6 protein-coding genes are annotated in these 12,985 nt (G+C 41.2%); all 6 read left to right on the forward strand.

Annotated elements, in window-relative coordinates:
* Positions 1-79 precede the first annotated feature (79 nt).
* The 6 genes from Cop2CBH44_RS02125 (at position 80) to Cop2CBH44_RS02150 (ending at position 12,971) form a co-directional block, all read left to right on the forward strand.
* The gene (locus Cop2CBH44_RS02125) at positions 80-949 is read left to right on the forward strand and encodes a T9SS type A sorting domain-containing protein (protein WP_200755462.1); all 870 of its coding nucleotides are present in this window, start codon (positions 80-82) and stop codon (positions 947-949) included.
* A gap of 315 nt (positions 950-1,264) precedes the next feature.
* Positions 1,265-2,146 (forward strand): T9SS type A sorting domain-containing protein, encoded by an 882-nt coding sequence (locus tag Cop2CBH44_RS02130; RefSeq protein ID WP_200755463.1) that lies wholly within the window; start codon positions 1,265-1,267, stop codon positions 2,144-2,146.
* A 134-nt stretch (positions 2,147-2,280) separates the two neighbouring features.
* Positions 2,281-4,866, forward strand: a complete 2,586-nt coding sequence (locus Cop2CBH44_RS02135) for a chitobiase/beta-hexosaminidase C-terminal domain-containing protein (protein WP_200755464.1) — start codon at positions 2,281-2,283, stop codon at positions 4,864-4,866.
* Between the two features lie 30 nt (positions 4,867-4,896).
* Positions 4,897-8,076 carry a SusC/RagA family TonB-linked outer membrane protein gene (locus tag Cop2CBH44_RS02140; protein WP_200755465.1) on the forward strand — a complete coding sequence of 1,060 codons (3,180 nt, stop codon included), beginning with the start codon at positions 4,897-4,899 and terminating at the stop codon, positions 8,074-8,076.
* Positions 8,077-8,114: 38 nt separating this feature from the next.
* The gene (locus Cop2CBH44_RS02145; protein WP_200755466.1) at positions 8,115-9,908 is read left to right on the forward strand and encodes a RagB/SusD family nutrient uptake outer membrane protein; all 1,794 of its coding nucleotides are present in this window, start codon (positions 8,115-8,117) and stop codon (positions 9,906-9,908) included.
* A 51-nt stretch (positions 9,909-9,959) separates the two neighbouring features.
* Positions 9,960-12,971 (forward strand): SusC/RagA family TonB-linked outer membrane protein, encoded by a 3,012-nt coding sequence (locus tag Cop2CBH44_RS02150; RefSeq protein ID WP_021929855.1) that lies wholly within the window; start codon positions 9,960-9,962, stop codon positions 12,969-12,971.
* Positions 12,972-12,985 lie beyond the last annotated feature (14 nt).

Genomic DNA, 12,985 nt, shown 5'->3' on the forward strand with positions numbered 1-12,985 from the left:
CTTTTATAAGCAATATTTTATATTTGTTTCATATATTATTAATATAATCATTGTTTAACCAATTTAAAAAGTTTTTATCATGAAAAAGAAAACATTACTTTCTGTAGTATTGGCAGTATTGATGGCCGTTCCGGTTTCTGCCGAAATTCGTATCTATTTTGCTTATGGCAAAAACAGGAATATTGACCTTCCCGGTGAAGCAGACTATCAGTTTGATGTGAGAAAAGATGAAAAAGTTGTGAACGGATGGATGGACGGTGGTTCAGGTCCCGGTGATGTGAATGAGTATACCAATTATTGGCCGAATGGTAATGGACAAGCTTTTAAATATACTTTTAATGTTATGGAAGGAGCCGGTACTCTCGATTTGTCGGGTGTGACGGCAGATTGGGTATTGCACATGGATACTCGCTTTTGGCAACATAATTGTGATCTCAATATAACATTTTATGATAATGAAGGGAAAGAATTTACCTATATGGTGCCTAAAGATACTTATGTTTTGGACGATTGGGGTTGGAACCCGATTGATGTAAATATGTCTGATTTTGTTGATTTAGGCTTGGACTTTTCAAAAGCAATATATACAAATCAGATATTTTTCAGCTTTGGCAGCGCAGCGCCTATAGAAGTGGGTCCTACAGAAATTGCGTATAATGATATCTATTTGACTGATTATGAAACTGTAGAAAATCCTGAAGAATTTGAAATATGGAAAGGAGGGGAGACCGGTGTTGCATCTGTTAAAAAAGAACAGAAAATCGCTTTGGCTATGAGCAGTGACGTTATCAAGGTGGTAAACAATCCGGGAACAGGATTTGCTATTTATAATATCTGTGGAAACATGATTCTTGAATCTTCCGAAAATGTAGCTTCCATCGAAAATTTAGCTGCAGGTGTTTACATTGTAAAAGCTGGTAATCAATCCATTAAGTTCGTAAAAAAGTAAATACAACGTTTCCATAAAAATTTTATTCTTTTCAAAGAGAGTATGTCAAATAGCGGATATTCCATTGATTTGTCTTCTTGGTAAAAGCAAAATATATACGCTTTTTATCTAAAAAGTTTATTATCTGCATCGAATAAATAAAAAAGAAAACCTTATTAATAAGCTTTTGACGTACTTCTCTTGAAAAGAAAAATGAGCAGAATTTGTAATGGTTCTTTAACCCTTTTTTCTTATAAGGAGAGCTAATATCAAAAAAAAGGGCATTCGATTCATATTATTTTTTGTAATAAGTTTTACCTTAAATTAAATAAAGTCATGAAACTGAAAAATATTCTTTTAATTTCTCTTTCCTTTTTATTGACAGTTCCTGCTTGGGCGGAAAAACGTATTTACATTGTTTATGGTCAGGATGGTGTTACCGAGTTACCCAACGACCTATACCATTGTTACGATTATCGTAGAGATTGGAATAAGGTAGACCTTTGGGCTATGAACATGGTAGGTCCGGGTGATGTGGCAGAAGGTGGTTTTTGGGGAGGTCCGTGGAAATGTTATTGGACAAACTCTCCGAGTACAGGCCCGTTCGGTTATCAATATGCAGTTAAGCAAGGTTTTGAAGTAGATTTTAGTTTTGTAACGGGTGATTGGAGATTCCATTTAGCTATTATGCCCGAAAAAGAGGCAAATAAAGATATTGAAATCGCTTTTGTAGATAATTTGAGTACTTACTATAAAGTGACAGTTCCGGGTTCTATGTTACCTGAAGGGCAACAATGGAATGAAGTCGATTTATATATGTCCGATTTTATGGATTTGGGACTGAACTTTGCAGAAAATGGGCTGATAAAGGGCGATTCAGGTGCAAAGATATTTTTCCAGGTAAATGGAGTGGAATCTTCAGAGGCTGAGGTTTCCAGAATCGGGTTGGATGATGTATATCTGACCGACGATAATCCTGAGCCGGAAACTACTCCTACAGGAATTCAGACCATTCAGCAAAAAGGTGCTTATCTGGTTCAGGGAAATGGTTTGCTCAAAGTGGTGAACAATCCTTCTGACGGTTTTTCTATCTTTAATGAAAACGGACAAGAAGTATTGAGAACTTCTGAAAATATGGTTTCCATTGCCGGACTTGCTCCGGGGTTCTATATGGTAAAAATCAAAGACCAAGTAATTAAGTTTATTAAAAACAATTAGGATTTATAAGTGTAGTGTGGTTATGATTTAATGCCTTCATGCCGTATCAGGTTCTGATATGGCATGAGCATTGAATTTTTTAAAATCTCTATAAGTGCTAAGAATTTTCGTTTTTAGAATCAAATATTTAGATAATGAAAAATGCAATTTTACTTTTATTCATGTATATATTCCCTCTGACTTTTGCTCAGGAATTTACATGGCAAAGTCTTCCTTTAGGAGGAGGGGGCTTTCTGACAGGAATTGTTACCCATCCGGCTCAGAAAGACCTGATATACGCGAGGACAGATGTGGGCGGTGTATATAAATATCAGCCGCCAACAAGTGAGAACGAACGGCCGTATTGGCAGCAGTTGATGAATTGGATTCCCGTAGAAAATATGCAGTTATGGAGTTGTGACGGTATAGCTTTAAATCCTTTTAATGTAAACGAAGTTTATGCACTTTTGGGACAGTATTTATGGAACGATTTTCCCTCGGGAGTTTATAAATCAGATGACCAGGGAAAAACTTGGCGTCAGCTATATGAAACAAAGTGCGGAGGAAATGAAAATAACAGATGGATTGGAGAGCCTATCGCTGTACAACCGGCCGAAGGAGGAAAAGTAATTATTGCAGGTACCAGACAAGATGGAGTGATTCGTTCCGATGATGGAGGCAGTACATGGAGCAAAGTGGCTTCGATAAATCCGGATTCCGAAGGTTTGGGAGTACGATGTGTGGTATTCGACCCGCAAAATCCCGACTACGTGTATGCGGTAGACTCTTATAACGTGTATCGTTCGCAAGATGCCGGTCGTACATTTACCGTTATATTAAGTAATAAGTCGATGCGTCAGGCTGTTGTTACATCCGAGGGACGGTTGTATGTGACAACACAAGAAGGAATTTTTTCAGGGAATAGAGGTGAAACACCTGTGAAATTGTCGGGATTGGCTATTAATTCCGATTTGAAAGATATAAATGCTATTACAGTAGATATACATAATCCGAAACATTTGGTCGTTGCCGAACAAAATGGGGGGTTCAATAATCGTATTTACCGGACTACCGACGGAGGAAATACTTGGAATGAAATTGCCCGTAAATCTGAAGTCAAAAATAATGTACCATGGTACGAATATCGTCATTTTGCAGCAGCATTGGCTTCTTTGAAGTTGGACCCTTTTTATCCGAATAAATTGTGGTTTACAGATTGGTATCTTCCTTGGAAAAGTGAAGATATCTCATTGGATAAACCTCTGTTCGAGACCGTTCCTTGGGGTGTAGAAGAATTGGTCGTATTCGATATCATCTCTCCTTCCAATGATGCTTTATTGTATCAGGGATGTGCCGATAACGGAGGATTTACCCATTATTCTTTGACAGACTATCCAACGGTATGGTATGACAATCAGGAAAGTACCGGTATCGATTTTTGCGAAGCTCATCCCGAGTATGTAGTACGGGTGAGTTCTTTGGGATGGGGACAGTCCAATTTTAAAATATCGCTCTCTTCCGATTGTGGAAAAAGTTGGAAGACTGTAGGTGGAAATATTTCTACGACAGGAAAAATGGCATATTCCTCTAAAAATGTAAATAATTTTATTTGGGCTCCGACTGGGAGTAACCAAAAGTTAAAATATACGCTCGATGGTGGGGCTACGGCTATGAAAGAATCATCGGGGTTGCCTGCTTTTAGCATAAATGGTAGTTTTTGGGATAATTATAGTCGGTTTATAGCTTCGGACCGTATAAATGGCGATAAATTTTATGTGGCTTTACCAGGTCAGTTGTATATCAGTACAGATGGCGGAGCTTCCTTTACGAAAGGAGCTCAAGTCCCGGGACAAGCTGGTTCTCCGGCATATTATTTGACGACTTCTCCGTATGAAGAAGGTGTGCTTTGGCTGAGTACAGGACAGTCCGGATTGCGGTATTCCTCCGATTCGGGACGTACTTTACGCAAAGTAGGACGCTTTACCTCTACCAAGTGCGTGACAGTCGGGCCTCCTTTAGACGGAAACATTCCGGTGGTGTATGTTTTTGGACGTCTCGATGGTGTATGGGGAATGTATGCCTCGTATGATAATGGAGAAAACTGGACACGTATCAATAGCGACAATATGCAATTGTCCAATAATCCCCGTCAATTGAGCGCTGACCGGAATCGTCCGGGACGGGTGTATTTGGGTACAGGTGGAGTTGGTATCATCTATGGAGAATGTCAATTACCTGCTACAAAGGCGGTACCTCCTGTCATTTCTCCTGCGGGAGGAAAGATAAACTCTGACGATACGTTCTGGATTACAGCAGCAGAGGAGAATGCCGAAATTTATTATACGACCGATGGTTCCGAACCGACGGTGAATTCAAAAAAATATACGGCTCCGGTCAAAGTAGAATCTACTGTCGTAGTGAAAGCTATGGTTGTATCACCAGGGAAAGAAAATAGCTCAGTAGCAGAGGTGGAATATCAAAATCTCTCTTCCTCTCATTCGACAGTAAGAGCAAATGGTAGTATTTCCGTATACCCCGTTCCGGTAGAAGAGCAATTGACCGTGTCGGGGATTGAAGACGGTTCCTTATCGATATACGATGCGGGAGGGCAGGTCGTTTATCAGAGCAAAGTTGACAGCTCTCCTTGGAATATCTCTTTTGGAGAATATGCCAGCGGTTTATATTTTCTAAAACATGTGAGTGATAATGACCTGTTTGTGTGCAAGGTCATTAAGAAATAAAATAATTGTATAACCTTATCTAACGTGAATATGAGATGTAAGAATTATCTGCGTTTGCCATTGGGGGTTGCTATTCCTTGGTGGTTGTTGCTGGTTCCCCTGTTCTTTTACAGTGGAAAGTCTTATGCGAACTCTGAATCTCCGGATGCATCGGAATATACAAGTTCCCAGCAGGAAAAAGTTAAAATAACAGGTCAGGTGACCGATATACAAGGTGTCGGATTACCGGGAGCTGCTGTTCGGGAAAAGGGGAATGAATCGAACGGAACTTCTACCGATATCGATGGAAATTTTACAATTACGGTAGGCAATCCCAATGCTGTACTGGTGATTTCTTATGTAGGAATGCAGCCTCAGGAAGTCGCACTTAGAAAACGGATATCGGTGAAAATATCGTTGGAAGAAAAAGAAGAGGTAGCATTGCAGGAAGTGATGGTTGTGGGATACGGACAACAAAAGAAACAAAGTGTGGTCGGAGCTATTGTTCAGACAAGTGGTGACGACTTGCAGAGAACTGGAGGGTTGACCAATGTAGGCCAGGCGCTCACCGGCCTTCTTCCGGGTGTTTCCACCATACAGTACACCGGTCGACCCGGAGATGATGACCCGGCTATACTCATCCGTGGAAAGTCGACATGGAACAATGCCTCGCCTTTGATTTTAGTAGACGGAATCGAGCGGAAAATGAGTGATGTCGATATCAACGATGTAGAGACGATTTCCGTATTGAAAGATGCTTCGGCTACGGCCGTATTCGGTGTGAAAGGTGCCGAAGGAGTAATTTTGATTACGACCAAAAGAGGGAAGGAAGGACGTACCAAATTATCTTTCTCTGCTAATGTTGCATTTAAATTTTTACCCAAGATTACCCGCAGGCTCGATGCCTATGATGCATTGGCATATCAAAACGAAGGTATAGAGCGGGAACTTCCCGCATCCGAAAATGGTTGGGGATTGTATACTCCGATGTCTATCCTGAGCCGGTATCGATACCGCTTGACCGAGGATGACCAATATATATATCCGAATGTCGACTGGACAGATGCCTTTACCAAAGATTTCGGTATTACACAACACTATAATCTGAATATAAGCGGTGGCTCCAAGTTTGCCAAGTATTACGGTACTTTCTCCTATGTTAATGAGGGTGATATGTTGAATTCGGGTTTGGACACAGGGCTGTCCGCTAAGCCTCGGTACTCATACGACAAATACAATTATCGTACGAATCTCGATTTCAATATCACTAAATCTACCCTATTTACGATTAATCTGGCCGGATCGCTCGGTATAAAACGAGGTTCCAATACCGACCATGAAGGTGACCTCTTCCGGGCATTCTATGATACGGCTCCCGGAGCATTCCCGGTACGCCATAAAAATGGAGATTGGGGATATTATCAGCCCAATACTACAATTTATAATCCGGTACAAAGGTTGAATACTAATGGAGTGAAGGATGAATATACCTCACAAGTGAATACAGATTTTATTTTGAAGCAAAATCTCGACTTCATTACCAAAGGTCTTTCGGTACAAGGTTCTTTTTCATTCGATACCAGCTCTTCATCGACCAAAACCATTGAAGGAAGCTCGACCAGATCTTTATGGATAGACCCCTATACACTACAAGAATGGCCTACGCCTAATGAAGGAACTACAGGATTCGACTTTGTCCCATCTCCGGGAAATGTCAATGGTGAATGGTTGAATGTCGGGAGTACCATGCGTCGCATTTTCTATCAAGTACAATTGAACTATGCCCGCACATTCGGGAAACACGACGTGGGTGCTACCGCTGTTATGAATCGTGAAGAGTACGCTTCGGGCAGTATGTTCCCTCGTTATCGGGAAGACTGGGTAGGCCGTGTGACATACGGATATGACAATCGTTATCTGTTTGAAGCAAACGGGGCTTATAACGGTTCCGAACGTTTCGGTAAAGGTTACCGGTTCGGTTTCTTCCCTTCTGTGGCTGCCGGTTGGGTACTTTCCAATGAATCATTTATGCATTCTTTGACATGGTTGGATAAGTTGAAATTTCGTTACTCTATCGGTAAAACCGGTAATGATAATTTCGATGCTCCCCGATGGGCATATCAGACTCAGTGGGTAATCGATACAGATCCGACTTGGGGTAGTTCAAGTGCTGTATTCGGTCCCGATAATGTAGGTAGTCCTTATACGCAATATATCGAATCCGTGGTAGGAAATCCCGATTTGCAATGGGAAACTTCTCTGAAACAGAATTTAGGTATCGAACTTTCCGTATTAGGAGGAATGTTTTCCGGTACAATGGATATATTCCGAGATGATAGAGATAAGATATTTATGAGTGCTGACCAGAGAAATGTTCCTTCTTATTTTGGTGCGAGTCCGGTTTCTGCAAATCTGGGAAAAACGAAAACGAAAGGTTTTGAAGTGGAACTCCGTTTCCAACACAAAACCGGTTTTGGAATGAATTATTGGCTCACTTATAGTTATACACATGCGAAAGATGAAGTCGAATTTATGGAAGACCCGGAACTGATGCCTGCTTATCTCAAGAACGCAGGATTCCAGATAGGACAGACAAAAACGAAAATCGGAGCCGGCTATATGCAAAGTTGGGATGATGTGTATGCCAGTACAAAAGCAGACCAAAACAATCAATATCGTTTGCCGGGAGACTTGGATATCATTGATTTCAATGCCGATGGTATTATTGATGTTTATGATGCAGCACCATGGGCTTATACAGACCGGCCGCAGAACACATACAATATCATGGGAGGATTCGATTGGAAGGGACTTAGCTTTATGATCCAGTTCTATGGAGTATTCAATGCCGTTCGCAGTTATGATTTCATCAACCATTTGGGGGTATCTATTCCGGTAGTTCCTGAACAATACGGAGATTATTGGTCTCCATCCAATCCTTCTGCTACTTGGAAAGCTCCTCGTACGATGACACAGAGTGAACAAGGCAATTTAGCCTATTATGACGCCTCCTATTTAAGGCTTAAAAATGTTGAGCTATCTTATACGTTTACAAATGCTTGGTTAAAAAGCCTTCGGGTGTCTTCTTTGAAAATACTGGTAAGCGGTAATAACTTGGCATTCTGGTCTAAGTTACCCGAAGAAAAAGAACAAGGCGTTTCTCAATGGGCAGGAGCTACAAATTATCCTATAGGAAAGAGGGTAAATATTGGATTAAATGTAACATTCTAAACGAGGTAATGACTATGAAAATCAGAAAATTATATTATATGATGGCATTGGTTTTGCCTATCGCGTTTTCTTCTTGTGAAGATTATCTCGATAAAGCCGTAGATGCCGAAATTACTGAAGACGATGTATTCAGAAAATTTGTTACATTTCAGGGATTTGCCGAAGATATGTATCAGTGTGTGGTAGATATAGCCAATCGAGATATAGATGGAATGAACAATTGGAACTGGGGAGATGAATTCTTGCCCGGGATACATACCGAACGTATGGGTGTGTTTGACAATAACGGAGATTATTGGTATGGTATCAATGGAGTCAACCACAGTGTCTTCATGGGAAATAGTAATCTGTTGACCGATTTTGGCGGCTGGAATTCCCATCCCCAACGTGGATATTGGAATTATGGTTGGCTGGGAATACGTAAAGCCAATATGTGTTTGGATAAACTTGACCAATTGGTCGAACCCTATATGGGAGCTCCTCTTGATGAGCAGAAAAATCTGATTCAAGGGCAAGCCTTATTTTTCAGAGGTTATTTTCATTGGGAAATCTTACGCGCTTGGGGAGGAATACCCTATATCGATTATACGGTAGATGCCGGTAGTGTAATGAGGGAACCCCGATTGTCATATTGGGAGGTGGCAGAACGAATAAATCAGGACTTGGAAGCTGCTGCACCGCTTTTACCTGTAGATTGGGATGATACCCAGACCGGACAGATTACCGGAGGTGAGAATACCGGTCGTATTACACGAGGAGCTGCTTGGGCTATACAAGGTAAAAATTTGCTGTATGCCGGTAGTCCGCTGATGAATGGGGTAATGACAGGAAATTATGACTACAATGTAGATTATTGCAAACGGGCGGCAGCTGCTTTTGCAAAAATCATCGATTTGGCCGACCAAGGAATATATGAGTTGGTTCCTATGGAAGAACGTTCGAATAACTTTTACAAAAACGATGCCACACAGCCTTGGACTAAAGAGACGATTTTTACCAATTCGGCTTCTCAAGATAATGCTTGGAATACCGCAGGTGATTTGATGGCTAATTTCGGTGGATGGGAACACCATTTGTCTCCGACTCAGAATTATGTGGAATATTATGGAGATCTAAACGGATTGCCTATAACTGACCCGGATGCAGTATATGACGAGATGCATCCTTTCGATAACAGAGACCCTCGTTTCTATACCGATATCATCTATGACGGTATGACGATAGCTTTTAGTGAAGATGCTGTGAATAAAGGGGACAACATTGCCCAGTTCTATCTAGGCGGACGTCATCGCGGGTCCGGAAATAGCGACTCCGGTTACAGTTGGTACAAGTTCCGTCCGATTCGTAGAGGTATGGATGACGGTTTTCAGAAAACATTCCGGGTCAATTGTCCGAAGGTACGTCTGGCCGATGTCTACCTGATGTATGCAGAAGCTGTCAACGAAGCTTATGGCCCAAATGTTGCTCCTGCTGATATTCCCAATAGTATTACGGCTATAGAAGCTGTCAATAGAGTACGTATCAGGGCAGGAGTAAAACCTCTTACCGATAAATATACATCTGATAAATTGACCATGCGTGAAACCATTCGTACCGAGAGGGCTGTGGAGTTGGCGTTTGAGAACCATCGCTGGTACGATTTGCGCCGTTGGTATGTAGGACATTTGTCTAAATATAAGGAAAAATATTGTCTGGATTTTGATAAGGACCATACTTACTTTACTAAACGCCTTTATTTGACGAAAGTGTTCGAAATGAAACATTATTGGATGCCGTTCCCGACTGCAGATGTGAACCTGTATCCTGCTTTCGACCAAAATCCGGGGTGGTAACCATTCCTGAGTGAACGAATAAATTTTTTTACTAATGAAAAAATACATAATATGAGAGTTAAAATATATAATCGCCTGAGGCTTCTTATGGTGGGTTGCATGTTGGCAGGCGTATGTATGCCTCAGATTGTTTGGGCTCAGGATGAGAAACCCAAGACTGTTGTTCTCGAATCGTATGTGAAAGATAGTCAGGGAAATCCTATACCCAATGCTGTGATATATGGTAATGAAGGTGCTAAGCGGGCTATTGCCGACCAGAATGGACGCTTTACGATAAAGATTGCCCCCCTGTCCTCTATTTTGGTAGAAGCAGAAGGGTATGAATCGAAAATTTTCGATAATCCCGATGCGACGAACGGACTTGTTTTGGATAAGACTACTTATCTGTTTGGTAAAAATGACGAGGTGATTATGCCTTTTAAAACGGTTGAAGAAGGTGCTGTGAGTGGTGCTGTTTCACTGATTCATCCGGATAAAGTGATGAAAAATGACCAAGCAGGTACATTGCAGGATTTGCTCAAAGGATATGCTTCAGGATTGATGGGAAATACAAATATACGGGGGTACGGAGATGCTTTGATTTTGGTGGACGGGTTACCTCGTAGTGCCGATAACATCAATATGGAAGAAGTAGAATCCATATCTGTATTGAAAGATGTCAACTCTGTGGTATTGTATGGTCCTCAGGCTCAGAATGGGGTGATTATGGTTACGACCAAGAGAGGGAATAGCTTGAAACGGCAGATTAATGTAAAAATAGAGCAGGGCTTGTCTACGGTAATTTCGTATCCTGAATATCTGAATTCGGCCGATTATATGACATTGTTTAATGAAGCAAGGCGGAATGATGAATTGGACGAACAATATGACCCGGCTCTTATTGCCAAATATCGAAGTGGAGAAAATCCGTATCGTTATCCGAGTGTAGACTACTATGGAGGAGAATTCCTGCGTTCCGTTCGTAGTTCCACGCGGGCTATTGCTGAGTTTAGCGGCGGTAACAAAATAACGCGCTATTATACCAATGTAGGTTGGACCAGTAATAATTCCTTATATAAGATAGGAAACGTTGACGGGGCAGGAAATAACCGTTTCAACGTAAGAGGAAATGTCGATTTCAATATTACGGATGACATTAAAAGTTATATCGATGCATCGATGATAATCGATATTGCCAAAGGACCTAATGGTGATTTCTGGAATGCTGCCGCTACTTATCAGCCGCAATATTATGCACCTTTACTGCCGGTTTCTCTCTTTGCCGACCCTTCTGTCGTTGAGGCGGCCACTCGGGTAAATGGAGATTATGTATTAGGTGGTACAAGCCAATATCAGGATAATGTATATGGAAATTTGTTCCTGGGCGGCTATAAACAAACAATACAACGTACATCTCAAGTAAACGCCGGATTGGAGTTTGACTTGCATAAGTTACTTCAAGGCCTGAAATTGAAAGCCGGTCTGGCATTGGATATGTATAACAGCTATGACCAGTCGGTAAACAATGCGTATGCTATCTACGAACCGGTATGGGATGATGCTACGGGAAAAATTGCGTCCGTGACTAAAATCAATAAAGATGAAGTTACAGGAGTACAGAATCTGGGGGGCGGAGGTATGTCGCGCCGCTTTGCCGTAAATGTAGGATTCGATTACAAACGGACATTTAGTGATGACCATCACGTAGAGGGCAATTTGATTGGATATTATAGCACAAATTCTGCCAATGGGCAATTATTACTTGATAAATATGCCCATTTGGCGATACGGGCAGCCTATAATTACAGACACTTGTTGTTTGCCGATTTCAGCTCTGCACTAAGCAATTCTATAAAGCTGGCTCCCGGACATCGCATTGGGTTCTCCCCGACATTTGGCTTGGGATGGATTATCAGCAACAGTGATTTCTGGAATGAAGACGCTATGGTCGACTTCTTGAAATTGAAAGCTTCTGGTGGAGTGTTGCTCACAGATAGGAATTTCGATTATTATCTGTATCGCGATGCATATAATGCCAATGGTTCGTACGCTTATGGAGACCCTGCAGCCAACTACAGTAATATTATTTTGGATGTAAACCGTATTCGCAACTATAATTTAGGATATGAGAAAAAGAAAAGCCTCAATGTGGGAGTACAAGGTGCTTTACTCGATTATGCGTTGACATTCGATGTAAATGCTTTTGTGACCCGCTATGATGGACAAGTGATAAAAAGAAATAGCTATTATCCCGCTTATCTGTCCTCATTCTTTGCATATGAAAATTATAATGCCGATCGGTATATGGGCTTTGATGCAGCAATATCCTATACAAAAAAATGGGGCGATTTTTCTTTGACGGCAGGTCTCAATATGTTGTATGCTCGCTCTAAAGTTGTCGTACGGGATGAAGTCTATAATAATGCTTATCAATACCGCAAAGGCAAACCGGTAGATGCCATATTCGGATTGCAGAACTTGGGCTTTTTCAACAATGATGCCGAAATAGCTTCTGCAGCTGAACAGAAGTTCGGTACGGTAAGACCGGGTGATATTCATTATATAGACCAGAATTCAGATAAAGTGGTAGATGAAGAAGACGAAGTAATGATAGGAAAGAGTAACCCTGATTTTACCGGAGCTCTCCATTTGACGTTCAAATACAAAGATTTCTCGTTATTCATTATGGGTGAAGGAGCTACCGGACATGATATAATCTATAATAACAATTACTATTGGGTAGACGGAAATAAAAAATATTCGGCCGAAGTTTGGAACCGATGGACTCCCGAAACCGCTGCAACGGCTACGTATCCAAGATTGAGTTCCACTCAAAACGATAACAACAACCGCACGTCGGATTTTTGGATGAGAAAAGCTGATTATTTTTCTTTGAGTCGTGTACAATTGAACTACAATTTTCCCAATACGCTGTTGAGACGGACATTTATTCGGGATTTAAGCCTGTATCTGAGAGGATCTAATTTACTGATGGCAGCTCAGGATGTGAAAAAACGTCAGCTCAACATTGGTAGTGAACCTCAGTTCCGCTATTATGCTTTAGGTCTTAAAGTATCGTTTTAATCACTAAAAGAATT

The organism is Coprobacter secundus subsp. similis, assembly GCF_015097275.1.
GTDB lineage: Bacteria > Bacteroidota > Bacteroidia > Bacteroidales > Coprobacteraceae > Coprobacter > Coprobacter secundus.

What these genes read in the sequence shown, in the direction of transcription:
- Cop2CBH44_RS02125 (WP_200755462.1), top strand. Translation starts at nt 80, where the DNA reads ATGAAAAAGAAAACATTACTTTCTGTAGTATTGGCAGTATTGATGGCC.
- Cop2CBH44_RS02130 (WP_200755463.1), top strand. Translation starts at nt 1,265, where the DNA reads ATGAAACTGAAAAATATTCTTTTAATTTCTCTTTCCTTTTTATTGACA.
- Cop2CBH44_RS02135 (WP_200755464.1), top strand. Translation starts at nt 2,281, where the DNA reads ATGAAAAATGCAATTTTACTTTTATTCATGTATATATTCCCTCTGACT.
- Cop2CBH44_RS02140 (WP_200755465.1), top strand. Translation starts at nt 4,897, where the DNA reads ATGAGATGTAAGAATTATCTGCGTTTGCCATTGGGGGTTGCTATTCCT.
- Cop2CBH44_RS02145 (WP_200755466.1), top strand. Translation starts at nt 8,115, where the DNA reads ATGATGGCATTGGTTTTGCCTATCGCGTTTTCTTCTTGTGAAGATTAT.
- Cop2CBH44_RS02150 (WP_021929855.1), top strand. Translation starts at nt 9,960, where the DNA reads ATGAGAGTTAAAATATATAATCGCCTGAGGCTTCTTATGGTGGGTTGC.